The organism is Neorhizobium sp. BT27B (assembly GCF_050455485.1).
Lineage (GTDB): Bacteria > Pseudomonadota > Alphaproteobacteria > Rhizobiales > Rhizobiaceae > Neorhizobium.
Map to the genome: position 1 here is coordinate 113,170 of NZ_JBCIYT010000005.1, position 21,315 is coordinate 134,484.

A 21,315-nucleotide genomic window follows, 5' to 3' on the forward strand; every position below is an offset into this window, starting at 1 on the left:
GAGGCCTTTGCGATGACAGTTGAAGCCCCACCCGCCACCTGGGCTCGCCGGGAAAGCCTGAGCTCACAGATCGTGCGCGTGCTTTCCGACCGGATAAAGCAGGATGAATATCCGCGCGGCTCCAAGATGCCGACGGAAAAAGCATTGATGGAGGAACTGGGCGTCAGTCGGACGGTCGTGCGTGAGGCGGTCGCCAACCTGCGCGCCAGCGGGCTGGTGTCGATCCAGCACGGGATCGGCGTTTTTGTTCGCGACGATGCCGGCGTGACACCATTCCGGCTTGGCGATGCCGACCTGATGCAGGCCGGAAACATGGTCAAGGGACTTGAGTTGCGCATCGGCATCGAGTCGGAAGCTGCGGCACTGGCAGCTGAGCGTCGGAATGCGGCCGACCTCAAGGCCATGAAAGCCGCCTGCGACACCATGGAAGACGCGGTAGAGAACGCGACGCGCAATACGCTGGCGGATTTCGAATTTCACTGTGCTGTGGCGGCGGCCAGCCACAACGAGCATTTTTCCGGCATTTTCAACTATCTGGGCGAAACCTTGATGCCACGCATGCGCCGGACCACCCATGCCGTCGATGACAAGACGCTGTCCACTCTTCTTGCCCGCGTAAACAAGGAGCATCTCGCCATTCTGACCGCCATCGAGGCAGGTGATCCCGATGGCGCAAGAGCAGCAATGCGCGCGCATCTGATTGCCAGCAAGGACAGAACGCTCGCAAAAATGCGGCAGGACTGATGATCGACGCGGAGAATATGTGCGGCATCGCCCGCCGTCTTCGCGACCGCAATCATTTCGAATGGAACTTTGATCCTGAATCGCTGGATTTTCAGTCTTGGAAATCAGCAACCTGCGGGAAGGTGCGAGCTGCACTGCATGTCGATCACGTATCGCGGGCAACGTCCTCGGTCATTTCGGAATGGTCTGACGGCGACGCGCTTGGGCAGGAACTGGAACTCGGTTTTTCGAACGGCGAAACGACGCGTGCCTATTTGCTGCGCCCCAAGACTGCCGCGCCGACGGCAGCCGTCCTCCTGTTGCACGATCACGGCTCGTTCTTTTCGATCGGCAAGGAAAAGCTGATCAACCGACCGGATGAAAATCCCCAACTGCTCGCCGATATCGAGCAATGGAGTGCCAAACTCTATGGCGGCCGGTTTGTCGGCAACGAACTCGTTCGCCGCGGCTATACCGTGCTGTGCGCGGATGCGCTCGGCTGGGGCAGTCGCAAGGGTAACGGTTACGAGGCGCAGCAGGCGCTGGCGGCAAACCTGATGCAGTTCGGCATATCCTATGCCTCGGTCATTCTTTCGGAAGATCTCGAGGCGCTTGCCTTCCTTCGCGACCTGCCCGGCATCGACAAATCCCGCATCGCCAGCCTTGGCTACTCGATGGGCGGTTCACGCTCGTGGCAACTGGCCGCTCTTTCGGATGACGTTTCCGTCTGCGTTGCCGGTGGATGGATGGGAACACTGCAGGGACTGATGCAACCGGGAAACAACCAGTGGCGTGGCCAGTCTGCCTTTTCCATGCTGCACCCACAGATCGCCGGAAAGCTGGATTATCCGCATTTTGCCGCGCTTGCCGCACCGAAACCGGCATTGTTCTTCACCGGAGCCGATGACCGGCATTTTCCGGAAAGCGTGGCCACTGAAGCCTACCGGCAGCTTCAGACAATCTGGAATGCTGCTGGCGCACCGAGCCGCCTTGAAACGCGGCTGTGGCCGGGTGGCCATGTGTTCTCGATAGAACAGCAGGACCATGTTTTCGACTGGCTTGCTCAGAACCTTTGAGAGAAGCCCGGCTCTGCGTAAGCCGGGCTTCTGTCTCTAAGCGATCAACCGACCAGATTGGCGTTGATGAAGTCGAAATTGATGTCTTCGCCAAGGCCCGGCTTGTCGGAGATATGCACGAAACCGTCTTCATCCATCGGGTCGACGAGTTCGTTCAGGTATTCGAAACCGTCATCATATTCGAGGAAGGGATGCAGCAGACCACGCTCATACCACTTCGCGTTTTTCACGCAGGCGGCGACGATCAGGTTCGGTGCGCCATTGCCATGAATTTCGCAGTTCATGCCGAAGGATTCGGCCAGATGCATGCATTTCATCGCCGGGCTGATGCCGCCGACATCGTGAACACCGGTGCGGAGAATGTCGCAGGCCTTGGATGTGATCCATTCCGCACGATTGAAATGTTTGCCATGCGCACTTTCAGGGCCTACGACCGGAATGTCGAGGTTTTCCGCAAGCCACGCGTAGGAGGCCGAACTCTGTTCGTCCATCGGCTCTTCGATCCAGGCGAAATCGAGCTTTTCGAGGCCGCGGCCAAGCTCAAGCGCTTCGGTGCGCGTGTACCAGTGGAAGGCGTCGATCATCAGGTGGATATCCGGGCCAACCGCCTCGCGCACGGCCGCGCAGGCCTTCAGGTCCATCTTCACGTCCGGCGCCCAGGAAACCGGCGGCATCCAGGTGTGCAGCTTGATGCCCTTGTAGCCGCGCTTGACCAGCTTTTCGGCAAAACGACCGTAATCCTCCGGCGTTGCCAGGCCGTTTTCCAGTTCGTCGCCGCACATGATCGAGCCATAGGCCGGGATCTTTTCGCGGTAGGTGCCGATCAGCTTGTGGACCGGCGTATTCAGCTTGCGGCCGGCGAGGTCCCAAAGTGCGCAATCGACGATCGCGAGCGTCCGGTCCGTCAGCTGCATGGCGCTGCCGCGCTGCCAATGCGCCAGATCCTGCCACAGACGCTCGCGCGCGAACGGATCTTCGCCGATCAGAACCTTCTTGATGAATTTGTCGACCACATGCGGGCGAACGACTTCCGGCGCGGCAAAACAATATCCTTCGGTGCCATCATCAGCGACGACGGTCAGAAGCGCCAGATTGACCTTGTGCGGTGGACCCGGATGGGCATGACCCGCCGTATCCTGATGTCGCTGCGTTGTATGGGAAAACACCCGCACATTGACGTCTACAATCTTCACAATTTCCTCCTCACTCAGCGCCAGAAACTGCGCCATTTCGATTCTGTCTGTCCCGCTTCGTGTTGTCGACCAGGTCGCCATCAACACGCTCGCTCCCGCGGACGTTTCATGTCATCATACATCAGACGTCCTGTCATAGTATAGTCCGAAGCCGCTGCGTCAACGAATTTCTTGCATCCTCCTTGACAAGCAGGCACGCTTTCAGGCCAGTAAGTCACTGAAATGGCATCACCGGAGCGGAAACGGCCTTGACGACATCAGATAACATCACCGCCAAAGCGCCGGCTCGCAAAGGTCGCAACCTTGTCGAGACGGTCAGCCGACGCATTCGTGATGCGATCACCAGCGGCAATCTCAAGCCTGGCGACAAACTGCCGACCGAAAGCGGTCTGACGGAGCAGCACCAGGTCAGCCGCACAGTAATTCGCGAGGCGATCGCCTCCCTGCGCGCCGACAGCCTTGTTGAAGTTCGACATGGCGTGGGCGTTTTCGTGCTTCAGCCGCAGGACGGACTTCTGCAAGGCGGCCTGCGAAACGTCGATGCCGGGCGCGTATCCTCCATTATTGAAATGCTTGAAGTTCGCGCGGCGATAGAAATCGAAGCCGCCGGCCTTGCTGCCCTGCGCTCGTCGCCGGCCCAGCAGGAAACGATTTTCGAATGTCTTGAGGCGATCGAGCAGCAGATCGCTGCCGGAAACCCGACAGTCGAGAGTGACCGCGCTTTCCATCTTGCCATTGCCGACGCCACCAACAATCCCCGTTTTCGGGAGCTTCTTGAGGCAATCGGCAAGCAGATGATCCCGCGCTCCCTGTTGACCGAAGGCGACACGTCGCCTTCCCCCGCAGACTACATGGCGCAGATCCAGAAGGAGCACAGCGCCATTGCCCGTGCGATTGCGGAGAGCAACGATTCGGCCGCACGCGATGCCATGCGAACCCATCTGAAAGGCAGCCAGCAGCGCTACAGATCGCTGATCAGGCGCCCCTGAGGCTCAGGCAATATATTATCTCAATTGACAGTCATAATATCTCTTGTTAGCTTGCTGAAAATCGCAGCAACAGAGGTGCAGGATGTCTACGAACCCGAACGAACTCAAGAAGGCGCTTGGCGCAGGTCTTCTCTCCTTTCCGGTAACTCCGTTCGGCGCGGACGGCCTGTTCAACCGCAAGGCCTATGAGCAGCATGTCGGCTGGCTGGCCGGCTTCGACGCCACCGTCCTGTTTGCCGCCGGCGGCACCGGCGAGTTCTTCAATCTGGAACCTTCGGAAATTCCGGAAATCATCAAGGCCGCCAAGGCATCCGCCGGTTCGACACCGATCGTCGCTGGCTGCGGTTACGGCACGCGTATCGCCGTATCGATCGCCAAGTCTGCCGAAAAGGCCGGCGCCGATGGTATTCTTCTGCTGCCGCATTACCTGATGGATGCCAGCCAGGAAGGCCTCTACCAGCATATCAAGACCGTCTGCCAGTCCGTCGGCATCGGCGTCATGGTCTATAACCGCGACAATTCCATCCTCACGGCCGAAACACTCGCCCGCCTGTGCGATGCCTGCCCGAACCTCGTTGGTTTCAAGGATGGTTCCGGCGATATCGGCCTCGTTCGCAAGATCACCGCGAAGATGGGCGATCGCCTGACCTATCTCGGCGGCATGCCGACAGCCGAACTGTTTGCCGATGCCTATCTTGGTGCCGGCGTGACCACCTATTCCTCGGCGGTGTTCAACTTCGTACCGGGCCTTGCACAGGATTTCTACAAGGCGCTGCGCGCTGGTGATACGGCCACCACGAACAGGATCCTCATCGACTTCTTCTATCCATTCATGGAAATCCGCAACCGCCAGAAGGGTTACGCAGTGTCCGCAATCAAGGCAGGCGTTCGCCTGATGGGCTTCGATGCCGGCCCCGTGCGCGCACCGCTGACAGACCTGACTGCGGAAGAGGTGAAGATGCTCGAAGCGCTGTGCGAACCTTATCGCAACGCCGCGCCGAAATTGCAGGCAGCTGAGTAAAACCTGCGCCGATTTCGACGGACAAGGCCGGCAACGCATGCCGGCCTTGTCTGTTTTCACGCGCTGACATGCAGTTGTCAGATGTCTTCAATCTCGCCGCCATATTGTTCGTGCGACACCTTTTCCATCCAGTCGGCCGTATTGCCGTCAAACGCTTCCTGAATGGCGATATGGGTCAAGGCCGTATCGGGACCGGCCCCGTGCCAATGTTTTTCACCGGCTGGAAACCAGACCACATCGCCGGGGCGAATGGGCCGGATCGGCCCGCCCCATGTCTGGACAAGACCGGCACCGGACGTCACGACCAGTGTCTGTCCAAGCGGATGCGTATGCCATGCGGTGCGCGCGCCTGGCTCGAAGGTCACGCTCACGACTTGTACAGAACCCGGCGCTTCAGCCTTCGCCAGCGGGTCCTGGCGAACCTGACCGGTGAAATAATCCGCAGACGGCGTCAGAGACGGGCGAGCTTCGCTCCGTGTGATTTTCATGATGGAACTCCTTTAGCGGCAAACGTCCGCGCAGCGATTTGGTTTCGTCTCAAGCGACTTCTACGCTCGACAATCATCCACCGACACGCAGTTCCAGACAGGCCAGATCCAGCCAGCGCCCAAATTTCCTGCCGACTTCGGTAAAGGTGCCGACTGTGCGAAAACCCAGTGCTTCGTGGAGGCGGATCGACGCCGCGTTCTGGGCCTCGATACAGGCAACCATGACATGGATATCACCGCTCTGAGCGCGTTTGATCAGCGCTTCCATCAGCAATCGTCCCACACCATGGCCGCGCGCACCGCCATGAACATAAACCGAGTGTTCGACCGTGTGCAGAAAACCTTCAAAGGCCCGCCAGTCGCCATAGGAGGCGTACCCCATCACACGGCCATCGATCTCGGCCACGAGAACCGGAAAACGGCGTGCCATGCGCGCTGAAAACCAATCCTCTCGGTTCTTCAGGTCAACGACATTATCGTTCCAGATCGCCGTCGTGTTCAGTACGGCATCGTTGTAGATATCCATGATTGCGGGAAGATCGGCGGCGGTTGCGTCGCGGATGATGGGGGTCGAAGACATGAGCTATCCGTCTGAGAGGTGGTGGCCCATGTAAGAGGGGCAAGGCCCGACTGTCCAGCGTGCGGAACAGCCTTTACGCTCCCATTCCGGACAGACTGAAACAGGTCATCACCGCGGAATAATGGACTGCGGCAGCGGCAATCACGAAAGCATGCCAGATTGCCCTTTGGAATCGCAGCCGTTCCCAGACATGAAAGACGACGCCGAGCGAATAAATCATGCCGCCGGCAACAATCAGCCAGACGGTGACCGGTGGCAGATATTCCGAAATCGGCCCGGCGACCATCACACCGCTCCATCCCATGGCGAGATAGAGCAGGATTGCCAATCGATCATAGCGGCCGGGAAACACGCATTTCAGCACGATGCCACCGATCGCCACCAGCCAGATGGCAGCCAGCATGATGGCAATCATCGGCTCATGCGAACCGCGCTGCAGAAACGGCGTGTAGGTCGCGGCAATCAGCACGAAAATCGCGGAATGATCAAAACGGCGAAGTATCCATTTGGTGCGCGAGGTCGGCCAGATATTGTAGGTGAACGACACGGCGATACAGAGCACCAGGCCGAGACCATAAATCCATGCAGCAGCCAGTTCGCCATGGCTCGACCACAGCGTTGCGTAAAAGATCAGTGCCGTGACGCCGATAAGCGCGAATACCAGACCGACACCATGGACGATGCCATCGGCAACGATCTCTGCAAAATCATGTGCACGTCCAAAATCGAAAAGCTCGCTTATCGGTTTGGCAATCGCGTTGCCGAGCCTTTTGGTCTCGGCCGCGTCCGATAGACTGGTCATGGTCGCTCCATCTCTTTGACCGTCAGAATGACCAAGCGCATGCGGCAAGGCAATGGCTGCGTCGCATCTTCGGAATCACATTGCGTTGCACGCTGAAAGACGTTGCCCGCGCCTTCACCTGTCGATCAACACCGAACAGCGGGCATGGCGGACAACCCGGTCGGCTGTGGCGCCGATGAAGTAGTTGGAAACATCCGGCACATGCGAGGCAATCAGAATGAGGTCGGCTGCATTCTGCTCTGCCGATGCCAGTATTTCGCGCGCAGCGGCACCCTGACGGATTTCGATCTGCGCATTCACGCCGAGGCGCTCGCACAGCGCCGTCAATGTCTCATCGGCAGCCTTGCGGGCGGCAACGGTCAGATCGATAGGGTCTGCGACCGAAATATAGCTCGGCACGTCTTCAACCGCGTTGACCAGAACAAGAGCGCCGCCGGGCGCCACCATGCGCATCGCACGCCTCAAAATGCGCTCAGCCTTGTCCAACTGCGCCGTATCGATGGCGACGATAATTCTCTCGTACATGATTTCCCCCGGACGCCGCGGGTTCAGCACTGATGGCAGGCGATCCACGGCGATTGTCAACAACCAGCGAACGTTTAATCGCCAATAACTTACCTATCGTGAATGCCCAAAAACAAACATAAGCGATGGTGAAGAGGTGGCGGATCGCCACAGCGAGAGGATCGATGATGAGCAATACCCCCCTGCCCTTCGCCCTGACGCGGCCGGCCCATGTCAACCAGACCCATCTGGTGGTAACGGATCTGTCCACCGTGTCGAAATTTTATCAGGACGTCATCGGCCTCGCCTCGCTGGAGAAAACCGGAAGCGGCGAAGTGCTCGGTGTAGCCGGCGTGCCGCTTTTGACCCTCACTACAGGCAACGATGTCGTACGCGCGCCGCGAACGGCGGCGGGCCTGTTCCACACCGCATTCCTTGTGCCTGACCGTTCTGCTCTCGCAGCCTGGCTGGCGCATGCCGCCCATGCCGGCGTGCGTCTGGACGGCGCGTCCGACCATCTTGTCAGCGAGGCGATCTATCTCTCCGACCCGGAAGGCAACGGCATCGAGATTTACCGCGATCGCAAGCCCGACGAATGGACGATGTTGCCGGACGGAACGGTACAGATGGCGACCGAAGGACTGGATCTGCAGGCACTTTACGACAGCGCCGACAAGGGCAGATGGGCCGGCATGCAGGAAGGCACCGCCATCGGCCATATTCACCTGCAGGTCGGCAATGTGCCCGAGGCTGAAAAATTTTACCGCGACGTACTCGGCCTTAAGGTGATGGCGCGTTATCCGGGCGCGAGCTTCTTTGCCACCGGCGGTTACCACCATCACATCGCGGCCAATATCTGGAACAGCCGCGGCGCCGGCGCGCGCGCAGATAGCATGTCGGGCCTGTCGGATTACTCGCTTCGCTTCAACGACAAGGCAGCCTTGGAACAGGCGGTGGCATCGCTGGACAATCTGGAAATCGCCTCCGCCCGCACCGCCGAAGGCGTATCGCTGAAAGACCCTTGGGGGATAGGCCTGACACTGTCGGCGTGATCTGTTCCTGCTGATTGTCAGGCTGGCGGAACCGGATGCTTTTTGCCGCGTTAGTGGGCGTCAAGGGGAACCGGTGGAACATGGTCACGCTCAGCATCAAAAACAGCAGATACAGAAAACACAGCGCAGAGCCGCCGGTCCTGCGTGCCGATAACCTGTCGGACGATGCAGACGATCCGACAACGTTTGCGCCGCTGGGGCGCGAGGCTCTGGAGGTCGCGAGCTCCTGGGCGCTGATCGGCATTTTTCTGATCATCGGCTTTGCGGTCGTCAACCACATGTCGCTGATCCTCATTCCGGTGACTCTGGCTATCGTCGTCGGCATGATCCTCGGATTGGCGGCAGAAAAGCTCGGCCGCGCCGGCGTGCCGCGTTTCGGCATCGCCATCATCCTGTCCTCGTTGGTCGCCGCTGCGGTCTTCGCGCTCATCAATGCGCTGGCCGAACCGGTCACGACGCTGCTGGACGAAGGGCCGAATTTCGTCGAGCGTACGATCGACAAGCTGATGCCATTTCTCGAGCGCCAGCACTGGCTGAACATCAGCCCGGCCAGTTTCGAAACGGGGCCAATGTCGATGCAGTCGCTGATCGACAATAGCGGCAATATTCTGGGCGTCGTCACATCCAGCCTTACCCCCGCCATCGTGCAGGGACTGATCTTTTTTGCAGCACTTCTGCTGTTCCTGCTCGGCCGTCTGCGGCTGCGCCGCACCATCATCCTGGCTTTCCCGCACCGTCAGCAGCGGCTGGTCGCGATCCGCGTGATCAACTCGATCGAGGAAGTGCTGGGCTATTATTTCGCCACGGCAACGATGATCTATGCCGGTCTCGGCGTTTCGATGACGATCATTGCCTATGTCGGCGGTTTGGCGGCACCGATCCTGTGGGGTGTGTTTGCCTTCGTTTCCAGCTTCGTGCCCTTCCTCGGCATCACGCTGATGACGCTTTCGGTGGCTGTGGCGGGCATCATCACCCATGACTCGCTGCTTTGGGCGCTGGCTCCGGCGGCGGTGTTCTTCGCGGTCCACCTCGTGGTGGAAAATCTGGTTTTCCCGTCAGTGATGGGGCGGCAATGGGAAATCAATCCGTTCGTGGTGTTCATCGCCATCCTGTTCTGGACATGGATGTGGGGTGCGGTCGGCGCCATGCTGGCGCTACCGCTATCGCTGATCATGATGACGGTGATTTCCGAACTGTTCCCGGAACGCAAGACCGTGCCGCGCCTGCCGGCCTGATAAAATCACTATCACCCATCGGTTTGCGGAGCTGCCGGGCCTCTGGTCCGGGCGGTCTCGCGCGCCGCGTAGCGAAAGACCATATTGTGAGCGATAACAGTTTCGACTTCGAGGCAACCACGCAAACCGATCTGGTTACCGGTAAATCACCTTGGGGTGGGCATGCCACAAGCCCGGCGAGCACGCCGCTCACCGAGAGTTTTCGTACAGGCATCGCCATTATCGGCGGCGGCATTACCGGCTCGCTCGCCGCCGAACACCTGACCGCGCTCGGGCATCAGGTGACGATCATCGATCGCGAACCGGCAGGTCTTGGCAGCACCGCCGCAAGCACCGCCATGCTGCAATGGGAGATCGACGCCCCACTTGCCGAACTCACACGTTATTACGGTTTCGAGCGCTCGGCCGATATCTATCGCCGCAGCCTTTCCGCCGTCGCGGGTCTCAGCGCACTGGTCGAACGTCACGCGCTGCCTTGCCATTTTGCTGCGCGCCAGACGCTCTATCTCGCGGCCGACGAGGTGAATTCCGCCACGCTACTGGAGGAACATGGCCTGCGACAACGGGCAGGCCTGCCCGGAACGTTTCTCGACTACACCACGCTGCGCCGCGAATTCGGTTTTGACCGTGAGGCTGCCATCCATTCCGAAGGGTCAGCCGAGGCCGATCCCTTGCTCATGTCATGGTCATTGCTCAATCTGGCGGTATCGCGTGGTGCCGGATTGATCGAAGCATCCGCAACCGGGTTTTCGGAAGAAGGCGGCCGCGTGGTGATCGCCACCGACGGCCCGTATGTGATCGAGGCCGATCATGTCGTGCTGGCCAGCGGTTACGTGATGCCGCAGTTCGTGATGCCGAAACTGCATTCGTCGGCATCGAGTTTCGCGCTGGCCACCGTGCCACAGGACCCTGCAAAACTGTGGCGGGATCGGGCCTTGGTTTGGGAGGCCTCGGAAAGCTACCATTACCTGCGCGTCACCGCAGACAACCGCATCATCATCGGCGGAGAGGATGACGAGATCGCCGATCCGGACAAACGCGATGCCATGCTTGCCGACAAAGTGGCACGGCTATGGGAAACACTGGGGCGAATGTGGCCGGATATCGATCGCCGCGTATCACATACATGGTGCGGTACGTTTGGTGAAACTTCGGATGGGCTGCCACTGATCGGGCTGGTGCCCGGCACGAAGAAGATTTTTGCAGCCTATGGATATGGCGGCAATGGCATCACCTTCTCCTACATGGCATCGCGCATGATCGCCTCGATGATCGGCGGGCAAAGGCAGGCGTGGTTCGAGGCCTTTGCCCTTGACCGGGATGACCCGACCGACAAGGGTTGACGCTCAATCGTAGAGATAGAGACGATCCCATTCACTGCGCGGGATTTTTTCGCCGATCTTGTAGTCAAACGAAACGATGCCGAGCCCCTCGTCGCCGGTACGACATTTGAACTTCAGCTTGTACCAGTCGCCTGCGCTGCGAAAGACGGCACCCGGCGCGCGGATATCGTCACCCTTTTCAATGATATCGGCACGGCTATAGGCGATGACCTTGTCGGGCCGAAACCCCTCGCCTGCCTTGGCAATACGCGACATCGCCTCGATATCGCATCTCTGCTCGCGCCGCTCCTGCGGATCGAGCGCATTCAGTTGCCGTGCGATGCTGCTGTCGATGGCGTGCGCGGGTGCAATGGAGGCGGTGCTGGCTGCGATAACGGCTGCCGCCAGGAAAACTACGGTCTTCAACAATATCCCCATAGATCTGACTCGGACGGCGGCAAAACTAGAAGATGGATCAGAAATTGACCACCTATCATGACGCGAAACAGAATGATGTGAACAGATTGAGGTTCCCCCTTCAAAACCACGGCAACAGGTTTGACGTTCACATGTTGATGCGACGCTCGTATGCGAGTGCGAATTCAAGCGTCGCCCTGTCGGCGCGGGGTGGGCCAACGAACTGGACGCCTGTCGGAAGCCCGCCGGCGCCGAACCCGGCTGGCATGGCCGCAACAGGAAGCCCCGCCATTGTCGGACCGATGACAACCTCCATCCAGCGATGATAGGTGTCCATGCTGCGCCCGGCAATCTCGGTCGGCCACGGCAAATCGACGTCGAACGGGAATACCTGCGTGGATGGCATGACGAGGAAATCGTAACGTTCGAACAGCGCAAGCATATATTTGTACCAGCGCGTTCTGACGACGGAAGCGGCGTGAATATCCGCCGCAGTTTTACCCAGTGCCAGATCGAACTCGAACAGATATTGCGGATTGAGCAAAGCCCGCTTGTCCGGCTGATCATAAAATGCCCGCATGCCGTGGCTCACGTTGAAGCTGCGAAGCGTCAGCCACGCCTCCCACAGGGCCGGCAGGTCGAACTCCGGCGCGACGTCCTCGACCTCGCAGCCGATATCGGCAAGCACCGTCAGTGCGCTGCGCGCCGTATCGAGCACGCCATCCTCGAACGGCAGGTAGCCGCCGAAATCACCGAACCAACCGATCCGCATGCCCTCGGTCGCCGCGGGACCGCGCAGAGCGAGATCCTCGTTGGCGAGGCTCAACGGGTCACGCCGATCGTAACCGGCCTGGGTGGACAGGAGCAATGCGGTGTCGCTCACGGTCTTGCCCATGGGGCCGGCGATCCCGAGCTGGCCAAGGAAAAGATCCGCAGCCTTATCGCTTGGCACCCGGCCGAAACTCGGCCGAAAACCGACAACATTGTTGAAGGCGGCCGGATTGCGCAGCGACCCCATCATGTCGGAGCCATCGGCGACGGGCAGAAGCCGGGCGGCAAGGGCTGCCGCAGCACCGCCCGAGGATCCGCCTGCGGATTTGGTCAGGTCATGCGGGTTTCGTGTCGGGCCGTGAACGGGGTTTCTGGTATGCGAGCCGAGGCCGAATTCCGGTGTATTGGTCTTGCCGATAAAGATCGCCCCCGCACCACGAACCCGTTCCACATGGATGGTGTCCGCCGCGGAGACGTAGTCCGGGAATAGCGGCGAGCCGAAGGAACAGGGCATGCCCTTCACCTCTGCCAGATCCTTGATGGCCTGCGGAAAGCCATGCATCCAGCCTCGGCTATGCCCATCCGCCAGTTCGATATCGGCAGCTTTCGATTCCGCCAGAAGCTCCGGCTCTGGACGCAGATATATGATGGCATTGATATCGGGATTGAGGCGGCCGATACGGTCGAGATAGGCTTCCATCACCTCGACGCAGGATAGTTTGCGATCATGAATTGCGGTGGACAGATCCGCTGCGGAAAGATCCGTGATTTCATTGGTCAAAGATGGCACTCCAGTTCCGCGTCGAGACGCGGCTACGCCTCAACGCTTCCACGCAGGGAAAATTGAACAATCGGGATGAACCGCGACGGCAGGCAACCGCAGCAACGTGGCTGCTGTTAGGCCGCCAGGCGACGCTCGACGATCCGGGCAAGCAGGCTTGCACCCACCGGAAGGATACCGTCATCGAGAACGAAGCCGGGATTGTGCACCGGAACATTGCCCGCATGCCCGACCGTGCAGTAAGCGCCCGGCACCTTGAACAGCATGTCCGCGAAATCTTCGCTCCCCATTATCGGGCCGGTCTTGATGTAGACATTGTCGTCGCCGACAACATCGCGCGCGGCATCGGCAAAGCCGTCGACGAGCTCTTCGGTATTTACCAACACATCGAAGACGTTGCGGATATCGGTTTCGATCTCGACACCGAAGCTGGTGGCAATACCGGCTGCGATCTCCCGCATGCGATCCCTGATCTGCTCGTTCACCTCGCGGTCGAGATAGCGGACAGTCCCTGATATCGTCGCCTCTTCCGGTATGACATTGTATGCGGAGCCGGCATGGATCTGCGTGACCGAGAGCACCGCAGACTTGAGCGGCGAGACATTTCGCGACACCACCGACTGCAGGGCCGAAACAAGCTGTGTGGCGACGATGATCGGATCCTTGGAAAACTCGGGGCGCGCGCCGTGGCTGCCCACTCCCTTGATGCGGAAATCGAAGAAGTCCGCACCCGCCATCGCTGTGCCCGGCTTGATACCGATACGATACGGTTCGTCATCCGGTGCGTTGTGAAGACCATAGATTTCATCGCAGGGGAAGCGGTCGAAAAGACCGTCGGCGATCATCGCCCGTGCGCCGCCACACCCTTCCTCGCCCGGCTGGAAAATGAAAACGGCCGTGCCGGCGAAGTCGCGCGTTTCGGCAAGATAGCGCGCAGCCCCCAGCAACATGGTCGTATGGCCATCATGGCCGCAGCCGTGGAAGCGGTTCGGAGTGCGCGAGGCATAACCGAGATTGGTGCGCTCCTCCATCGGCAGGGCGTCCATATCCGCACGCAGGCCGATGGTCCGGCCCTCTCCCCTTGCACCCTTGAGAACGCCGACAACGCCCGTCTTGCCGATACCGCGATGGACTTCGATCCCCCACTCACCAAGCTTTTCGGCAACGATGCCGGAGGTACGGACTTCTTCAAATCCGATTTCAGGATACTGATGAAAGTCGCGACGGGTTGCCGTCAGCTCGTCTTTCCAGCCGGCAATCTTGTCCATGATAGGCATTTTAAGATCCTCGATTTTTCATAAAGCGAAATGTTTCAGGCAAATGTGCTGCCAAGTGGTGCAAGGCGAATGCCAGGGCGCAACTTCGTCCAGGGCAGCGACGCAGGGCTGACGGCCATCGGTCCGGGTGCCGCGCAGACAATAATGGTCTCGGCGATCGGTTCGAAATCTGCGCGGAAGTGAACGGAACTCTTGTTGACGAGAATGGCTTCCTTCTCCGGTTCAATACCGAGATAACGGAAAAGCCCCCGATCGGCCATTTGCACCTTTTGCGAGGCCACCGCGACACGCACGCCGCCGATGCGCAGGCAGGCCGAAGGCCCCAGATGCATGGGCGCATTGCCGTAAAACGGGCCTGAGACGCGGGTATTGCCATCGGAAATGGCCTCGACCACGAAATCCGCCTCGTAAGGTTCATCCCCGGCAATGCCGGACTGTCCGCCCAAGGCCAGGCGAATGGTTGCGCCAACACCGGCCGCCTGTGCGGCAAGGGCTGCGGCGGGATCGTAAAACAGGCCGAGCGACGCGTTTTGGGCATCGTTGTCGATCAGCGCCCGCAGCATGCCTGTCGTGTTGGAATCGCCGCCGGCGCCCGGATTGTCCTGCGTGTCGGAAATCACTACGGGCTTCTTTGCCATAGCCGCGATCCGCATCGCCTCCCTCACGCCCTCGTCCGGGGTAAAGACCTTTCCGGCGAATGCGGGTTCATTGAGATCGACCAGAGCCTTGATCTCGTCGGCTGCCGCATCTGCTGCCGATTGTGTTTTGCCATAGGCGAGAACGGACGCGCCACAGGCCGCGATATCCGCGGCGGGAAAGCCGAAGAAGAACGAAGTCGACGCCATGTCCCCAAGCTTTTCCAGTGCTTCCACCAGCGAATAAACCGATTTTGCCGGCTCCATCGTGGTGCATTGCCAGGAGATGGGAATGAGGTAATCGATCTGACGGTAGGCTTTTGCAAAGCGCTCGCCGCTCATCAGCCTGTCGAGCAATTCTGCAGCCCGTCTGCCGGTATCTGCCATATCGACATGGGGATAGGTGCGGTAGCCGACCAGCATGTCGGCATCCTTCATCGACTGTTCGGTGATGTTTCCGTGCAGGTCGAGACAAACGGAAATGGGAATGTCGTAACCGATCGCCTGCCGGATACGCGCCAGAAGTTCGCCCTCCCCGTCATCCACATGTTCGGCGACCATGGCCCCGTGCAGATCGAGAAAGATGCCGTCGAGCGGCAGGCTGGCCACGATGCTATCGACGATTTCGCTGGAGATACGTTCGAAGGCATCCTGCGTGACATGGGCTGAGGGGACTGCGCTGGCACGCAGGATCGGCACGATCTCCCAGCCAGCCATGCGCGCATGGTTCAGCGCACCTTCCGTGCCCGTATTCGCTCCCTCGACAGCGGCGATAATCTCCTGCCCTCGGGACATTGGCCGATGACCGGAGCCTCCGACAAAGGTCGCATAGTCGGCCTTGGTCGGTGCGAACGTATTTGTCTCATGGATGAAACCGGCGAAAGCAACGCGTGGCGATGTCATGTAGGCAATTCCCCCGATATCATGCGGCTGTCGGCTCAAGCGGCCGGAAATTGGCGAAATCCCAATGTCGGCCCGGAGCGGCGTCGATAAGCTGGCGTGTGTAGGCGTGCGAAGGATTGCTCAGCACTTCATGGCCCGTTGCATATTCGACGATCCGCCCCTTTTGCATGACGATGACATCGTCGCATATCTGCGCCGCGACGCGCAGGTCATGTGTGATGAACAGAATTGCGATCCCGAATTTTTCCTGCATATCGGACAGAAGATCGAGGACCTGGGCCTGAACGGAAACGTCCAGTGCCGAGACAGCCTCATCGGCAACCAGCACTTTCGGGTTCATGGCCACCGCCCGCGCAATCGCGATACGCTGCCTTTGCCCGCCGGAAAACTGATGCGGATAGCGATTGACGGCATCATCCGGCAGACCAACGATCTGTAGCAATTCCCTTGCCCGCCTGAATGCTTCGGCCTTCGACACACCATAGTTCATCGGCCCCTCGGCAATGCTGTCGCCAACGGTGATGCGTGGATTGAGGGATCGGTAGGGGTCCTGAAAGACCATCTGGATATGCTGGCGGTGGGGCTGGATCGCCCGTCGGGAAAAGTCGGCGATCTCTTGGCCCCCCACACGAATTGAACCGGAGGTCGGGTCGATGAGCCGCATGACGCAGCGCGCCACGGTCGACTTGCCGGAACCGGACTCCCCGACAATGCCAAGGGTACGGCCTTTTTTCAGGGTGAATGACACGTCCGTTGCGGCTCTGGTGCCGGCCTCGAATTTGCCGAACCATCCCTTCTTGCCATAGACCTTTTCCAGTTCCGAGGCGGAAAGAACCACCTCGGTCGATCCCTGTTGCCGGGGCGCTCTCGGGACAAGGCTCGGCACAGACGACAGAAGCTTGCGCGTATAGTCTTTTTGGGGATTGGTCAGGATCGCCTCGATAGGGCCGCTTTCCACGACATCTCCGCGGTTCATGACATAAACCGTGTCGGCGATCTCCGCCACGACTCCCATGTCATGGGTGATGAACAGGACGGCAGTGCCCTGTTTCTCCTGAAGTTCGTCGATCAGCTTGAGGATCTGCTTCTGGGTGGTGACATCGAGCGCGGTTGTCGGTTCGTCGGCGATCAACAGTTTCGGCTTCAAGATCAGCGCCATGGCAATCATGATGCGCTGCCGTTGGCCACCCGACAGCTGATGTGGATAAGAACCGAAAATGCGGTCGACATCCGGCAGATGCACTTCGCGCATCATCTCCAGCACAGCCTGTTTCTGCTCTGTCGCCGAAAGCCGGGTGTGCTCCTGCAGGACTTCGCATATCTGCTGGCCGACGGTTAGCACCGGGTTGAGGGCGGTCATCGGCTCCTGAAAAATCATCGCGATGCTTTTCGATCGAAGCGCACGCATGCGGCTGGCATCCGCCTTCAGCAGATCCTCGCCTTCGAACAGGATTTCACCAGCTCTCGGATCAAGCGATTGTCGCGGCAGCAATCCCATTGTTGCCAGCGACGTCACCGATTTGCCGGAACCGGATTCGCCGACAAGGCAGACCGTTTCTCCGGCACGGATGGTGATGGCAATGCCGTTCAGGACCGGAGCCGTGTCTTCGTCACCGGTGAGGCCGACGACAAGATTTTTGACCTCGAGAACGGCTGCCGCATGGCTCGCATCGAATGAATGATTGGTCATTTCGCGGCCTCTCTCTTTTTCATCCGGGGATCGAGAAGATCACGCGCGGTATCGCCCAGAAGATTGATGGACAGGATGCAAAGCGAAAGCGCCAGACCCGGCCAGAAGATCATCTGCGGGGCAATCTGGAAATAGGCGCGACCCTCCGCCATGATGTTTCCCCAGGTCGGCGTTTCGGTGGAGACACCGGCGCCGAGGAAGGACAGGATCGCCTCCGTGAGGATGGCCGAGGCGCAGACATAGGTTCCCTGCACGATCAACGGCGCGAGCGTGTTTGGCATCAGATGCCGCCACAGGATTTTAGGCAGACTGGATCCGGCAGCGATCGCCGCCTCGACATAGGGTTCTTCACGCGCCGTCAGCACCACCGACCGGACGAGGCGAACCACGCGCGGAACCTCCGGCACGGTGATCGCGAACATCACCGTCCAGATACTGGCACCGGTCAACGAGACGACCGCGATGGCCAGCAGCAGACTGGGGATCGCCATCAACGCATCCATGATACGCATCACGATCGCGTCGAGAACACGGAAAAAACCGGAAACGAGGCCGATTGCCAATCCGATGCCGACGGAAATAACGGTGGAGCCGACGCCGATGAACAGCGAAATCCGCGCACCATAGAGAACCCGCGAGTAGAGGTCGCGACCGTAAGCGTCCGTACCAAGCAGATAGGCATCACTCGAGGGTTTCAGCCGTGACGATGGCGTCATGGCCAGCGGATCATGCGAACTCAGCCATGGCGCAAGAAGTGCAACGATGACGGCAATAACCAGAATGGCAAGCGCCAGGCCGGGGACAAGAAAAGATCTGCGGTGCCGACCTTTCGACCGGAACATGGGCAGACGCATCGCGGCGCCAAAGAATGTAGACTGAGCCATCAGTACCGGATCCTTGGGTCGAAGAATGAATAGGAAAGGTCGATAAGCAGGTTGACCAGCACATAGATGCCGCTGGTCAGCAGGATCATGCCCTGAATGACGGGGTAATCACGCGCCAGGATCGCATCGACGGTCAGTCGGCCGATGCCGGGAATGTTGAATATGCTTTCGGTGACGACGACGCCGGTGATCAGAAGCGCGAAACCGGTGCCGATAATCGTCAGGACGGGAACGGCGGCGTTGCGCAGTGCGTGGCGAAACAGAACGGTTTTTTCCCGCAGCCCCTTCGCCCGCGCTGTCCGCACGTAATCTTCTCCCAGCACTTCAAGAACGGCGGCTCGGGTCATTCTCGCGATGAGCGCGATGTAGATCGACGCGAGTGTCACGGCAGGAAGAACCGCGCGTTCCAGAAACGGCCCGATCCCTCGCGTGATGCTGCGAAATCCCTGCACCGGAAACCATTTGAGGTCGATCGCGAAAATCTGGATGAGAATGTAACCGACGACGAAGACGGGCACCGAAAAACCGACGACCGAGATCGTCATGACGGTGTAATCGACCCATGTGCCGTGCCGCCACGCGGCGATGACACCGAGCGGAACCGCGATGGCCACCGACAGAACGATGGTCAGTAGCGCAAGGCTGATCGTCGGCTCTATATGCTGACCGATCATCTTGGCGACCGGTGTATTGGATATCAGCGAGGTCCCGAGATCACCCTGAACAAGCAGCCAGAACCACGAGAAGAACTGGACAATGATCGGCTTGTCGAGGCCGAGCGATGCGCGGATGCGCTCCAATTGATCCGGGGTGGCCATGTCCCCGGCGATGATGGCGGCGGGATCGCCGGGTGTCAGGCGCAGCAGGAGAAACACGAAAACGGCAACAGTGACGAGTACGGGCACAGCCGCCAGTATCCGCCGGAAAGTATAGGCCAGCATGAGCATCCTCACGTCGGTTTGCGTCAGGGATTGGGTCGGCCGCACCGGGCTTGGTGCCGCCGACCCGTCTGTGCGTTATTCCTCGGTTTTCTCGATATTCCAGAAGACCGGCACGGGTGCATCAAGGAGACCGGTCACCACGTTGCGCCAAACCGATGGCACGTTGTACTGACCAAGAGGAATGTAGCTCACCTCGTCCAGGGCGTGCGCCTGCAGCTCACCGGCGGCGGCCTTCTGCTCATCCGGTGTCTTGGCTGCCAGATATTTGGCGCGCAGCTCTTCCAGTTTCGGGTCGGTCGGCCAGCCGAAGAAGCCATTCTTGCCGCGCCCGTTGAGCATCGGATTGTTGAGCGGCGTCATGATCTCCGGCACGATCCAGTTGGTGAAGAACATGTTCCAGCCGCCCTCGGCCACAGGCTTCTGCGAGGCACGGCGGGTCACCACGGTCTGCCAATCCATCGGCTGAAGCTCGACATTGAAGCCTGCGGCGCGCAAGGCATTGGCGGCGACCACCGGCTGCGCCTTTGTCGTCGTCACGTCGGTCGGCTGAAGAATGACGACCGGCGTGCCATCGTAACCGGCCTCCTTCAACAAGGCTTTGGCGCCTTCCACATCCCCCGAACCGGTCAGCGTCTCGGAACCTGCTGTGGATTCGAATGGCGTGCCACAACCGAAAAGCGAGCCGCAGATCGTGTAATAAGCCGGATTGCCAATAAAGGCGTCGAGAACGTCCTTCTGGTTCATCGCCTTCAGCGCCGCCTGGCGGATCTTCTTGTTGTCGAAGGGCGGATAGAGGAAATTCATGCGGCCCATGGTCTGTCCACCAAGCGGGCTCAGTTTTCTGACGGTCAGTTCGTCATTGCCTTCCACCAGCGGCAGGAGATCGATCGGCGGCGCTTCCAGATAGTCGATTTCGCCCGACTGGATGGCATTCATCGCCGTTTGCGGATCCGGCATGGCGGTCCATTCGACACGATCGACCTTGACGACCTTACCGCCAGCCAGCCAGCTCGGCGCCTCCGAACGGGGAACGTAGTCGGCAAATTTCTCGTAAACGGATTTGACGCCCGGCTGATATTCTTCCGTTACGAACTTGAAGGGGCCGGAGCCGATGAATTCAGTGATGGCGGTATCGGCCGGGGTCGCAGCAATGCGCTTTGGCATCATGAAAGGCACGACCGAGGATGGTTTTGCCAGCGTCTCCGGCAAATAGGCGAAGGTTTCCTTCAGCTTGAAGGTAAACTCTTTTTCGCCGTTTGCCGTCAGGCTTTCGAGCTTGTCGAAAAGCACCTGTCCGGACGTGTCGCGTTTGCCCCAACGCTGAACCGAAGCGATGCAATCCTCGGCGGTGACGGGGGTGCCGTCATGCCATTTCAATCCGTCGCGAAGGGTAAATGTGTAGGTCAAGCCATCGTCGGAAACGGTGTAGCTTGCCATCTGCGGCTGCACCTTGAAGTCCGCATCAAATGCCAGAAGCGTGTCATAGATCATGTAGCCGTGATTGCGCACGATATGCGCCGTCGTGATGATCGGATCGAGAATTCGAAGGCCCGAATGCGGCACCACAACCAGTGTTTCGGCAGAAACAGCGGAAGCGAAGCCGCAGACACCTGTCGAAAACGTAAGAAAGGCGGCGGCCAGCACACCTTTAAGCAGAGAGGGTTTCGTGGTCTTGGTCGTCTGCATTTCAGCTGTTCCCTTATTTTTGATTGAACTTGAAATGGGCATGCAGGATCACCGCCCGCATCGACGCTTGCGGGCGTAATTCGTTAAATGAACAGATGGATTTTCGCCCAAAGACCGGACATCGAGCGGCATTGACGGAAGCCCGAAAGCCCCGACCCGGATGAACGTCGATGTGTGCGATCAAGTCAGCGCGCCCAGGAATCGACAACTGGATTCCAGGCGCACTCGCCCCAGCACCGTCTACCGACGGCGATTACCAAAATAGTGCTTCACGGCGTCCCCTTATGATTATTACCGCAATGCGATTGCTATTCTTGATATGCGATTATAAAGACCGCGAAATGC

General features: G+C 59.4%; 20 protein-coding genes. 7 read left to right on the forward strand and 13 right to left on the reverse strand.

What is annotated here, in order from left to right; translation table 11 throughout:
* The first annotated feature begins 12 nt into the window (after positions 1-12).
* On the forward strand, positions 13-744 hold the full coding sequence (locus tag AAIH70_RS14915; RefSeq protein WP_132273982.1) for a FadR/GntR family transcriptional regulator: 732 nt from the start codon (positions 13-15) through the stop codon (positions 742-744).
* The gene (locus AAIH70_RS14920) at positions 744-1,799 is read left to right on the forward strand and encodes a dienelactone hydrolase family protein (RefSeq protein ID WP_132273985.1); all 1,056 of its coding nucleotides are present in this window, start codon (positions 744-746) and stop codon (positions 1,797-1,799) included. The genes AAIH70_RS14915 and AAIH70_RS14920 overlap by 1 nt, the downstream gene beginning before the upstream one ends.
* A 44-nt stretch (positions 1,800-1,843) precedes the next feature.
* Here AAIH70_RS14920 and AAIH70_RS14925 read toward each other — a convergent pair whose 3' ends face one another.
* Positions 1,844-2,992 (reverse strand): mandelate racemase family protein, encoded by a 1,149-nt coding sequence (locus AAIH70_RS14925; RefSeq protein WP_132273988.1) that lies wholly within the window; start codon positions 2,990-2,992, stop codon positions 1,844-1,846.
* 248 nt (positions 2,993-3,240) lie between these two features.
* Between AAIH70_RS14925 and AAIH70_RS14930 the strand changes: the two genes are divergently transcribed.
* Positions 3,241-3,981, forward strand: coding sequence for a FadR/GntR family transcriptional regulator (locus tag AAIH70_RS14930; protein WP_132273990.1), 741 nt, complete (start codon positions 3,241-3,243; stop codon positions 3,979-3,981).
* Positions 3,982-4,063: 82 nt separating this feature from the next.
* Entirely contained in the window at positions 4,064-5,002 is a 939-nt protein-coding gene (kdgD, locus tag AAIH70_RS14935) for a 5-dehydro-4-deoxyglucarate dehydratase (RefSeq protein ID WP_132273993.1), read from the forward strand.
* A gap of 77 nt (positions 5,003-5,079) precedes the next feature.
* On the opposite strand, the gene AAIH70_RS14940 is transcribed toward kdgD, so the two are convergent.
* From AAIH70_RS14940 to AAIH70_RS14955, 4 genes are all read right to left on the reverse strand, one after another.
* A complete protein-coding gene (locus tag AAIH70_RS14940; RefSeq protein ID WP_132273995.1) occupies positions 5,080-5,490 on the reverse strand; it encodes a (R)-mandelonitrile lyase in 411 nt (136 codons plus the stop codon).
* 73 nt (positions 5,491-5,563) lie between these two features.
* Positions 5,564-6,070 (reverse strand): GNAT family N-acetyltransferase, encoded by a 507-nt coding sequence (locus AAIH70_RS14945; RefSeq protein WP_132273998.1) that lies wholly within the window; start codon positions 6,068-6,070, stop codon positions 5,564-5,566.
* Between the two features lie 73 nt (positions 6,071-6,143).
* On the reverse strand, positions 6,144-6,812 hold the full coding sequence (trhA, locus tag AAIH70_RS14950; RefSeq protein WP_165932048.1) for a PAQR family membrane homeostasis protein TrhA: 669 nt from the start codon (positions 6,810-6,812) through the stop codon (positions 6,144-6,146).
* 174 nt (positions 6,813-6,986) lie between these two features.
* Positions 6,987-7,397 (reverse strand): universal stress protein, encoded by a 411-nt coding sequence (locus AAIH70_RS14955; RefSeq protein WP_132274003.1) that lies wholly within the window; start codon positions 7,395-7,397, stop codon positions 6,987-6,989.
* A gap of 167 nt (positions 7,398-7,564) precedes the next feature.
* Between AAIH70_RS14955 and AAIH70_RS14960 the strand changes: the two genes are divergently transcribed.
* The 3 genes from AAIH70_RS14960 to AAIH70_RS14970 all read left to right on the forward strand — a co-directional run bounded on the left by AAIH70_RS14960 (position 7,565) and on the right by AAIH70_RS14970 (position 11,006).
* A complete protein-coding gene (locus AAIH70_RS14960) occupies positions 7,565-8,428 on the forward strand; it encodes a VOC family protein (RefSeq protein ID WP_132274005.1) in 864 nt (287 codons plus the stop codon).
* A gap of 80 nt (positions 8,429-8,508) precedes the next feature.
* Positions 8,509-9,663: an AI-2E family transporter gene (locus tag AAIH70_RS14965; protein ID WP_132274008.1), complete on the forward strand. Its 1,155-nt coding sequence runs from the start codon at positions 8,509-8,511 to the stop codon at positions 9,661-9,663.
* Between the two features lie 86 nt (positions 9,664-9,749).
* Positions 9,750-11,006 (forward strand): NAD(P)/FAD-dependent oxidoreductase, encoded by a 1,257-nt coding sequence (locus AAIH70_RS14970; RefSeq protein WP_430034527.1) that lies wholly within the window; start codon positions 9,750-9,752, stop codon positions 11,004-11,006.
* 3 nt (positions 11,007-11,009) lie between these two features.
* Here AAIH70_RS14970 and AAIH70_RS14975 read toward each other — a convergent pair whose 3' ends face one another.
* The 8 genes from AAIH70_RS14975 to AAIH70_RS15010 form a co-directional block, all read right to left on the reverse strand.
* The gene (locus AAIH70_RS14975) at positions 11,010-11,411 is read right to left on the reverse strand and encodes a DUF930 domain-containing protein (protein ID WP_430034529.1); all 402 of its coding nucleotides are present in this window, start codon (positions 11,409-11,411) and stop codon (positions 11,010-11,012) included.
* A gap of 139 nt (positions 11,412-11,550) precedes the next feature.
* A complete protein-coding gene (locus AAIH70_RS14980; protein WP_207908250.1) occupies positions 11,551-12,963 on the reverse strand; it encodes an amidase in 1,413 nt (470 codons plus the stop codon).
* Between the two features lie 107 nt (positions 12,964-13,070).
* Entirely contained in the window at positions 13,071-14,231 is a 1,161-nt protein-coding gene (locus AAIH70_RS14985; protein ID WP_132274016.1) for a M20 aminoacylase family protein, read from the reverse strand.
* Positions 14,232-14,266: 35 nt separating this feature from the next.
* Positions 14,267-15,769 (reverse strand): M81 family metallopeptidase, encoded by a 1,503-nt coding sequence (locus AAIH70_RS14990; protein ID WP_132274019.1) that lies wholly within the window; start codon positions 15,767-15,769, stop codon positions 14,267-14,269.
* 19 nt (positions 15,770-15,788) lie between these two features.
* On the reverse strand, positions 15,789-17,459 hold the full coding sequence (locus AAIH70_RS14995) for an ABC transporter ATP-binding protein (RefSeq protein WP_132274022.1): 1,671 nt from the start codon (positions 17,457-17,459) through the stop codon (positions 15,789-15,791).
* The gene (locus AAIH70_RS15000) at positions 17,456-18,343 is read right to left on the reverse strand and encodes an ABC transporter permease (protein WP_132274025.1); all 888 of its coding nucleotides are present in this window, start codon (positions 18,341-18,343) and stop codon (positions 17,456-17,458) included. The genes AAIH70_RS14995 and AAIH70_RS15000 overlap by 4 nt, the downstream gene beginning before the upstream one ends.
* Entirely contained in the window at positions 18,343-19,284 is a 942-nt protein-coding gene (locus AAIH70_RS15005) for an ABC transporter permease (protein WP_132274027.1), read from the reverse strand. The genes AAIH70_RS15000 and AAIH70_RS15005 overlap by 1 nt, the downstream gene beginning before the upstream one ends.
* A 75-nt stretch (positions 19,285-19,359) precedes the next feature.
* Positions 19,360-20,970 carry an ABC transporter substrate-binding protein gene (locus tag AAIH70_RS15010; protein ID WP_132274030.1) on the reverse strand — a complete coding sequence of 537 codons (1,611 nt, stop codon included), beginning with the start codon at positions 20,968-20,970 and terminating at the stop codon, positions 19,360-19,362.
* Between the last annotated feature and the right edge of the window lie 345 nt (positions 20,971-21,315).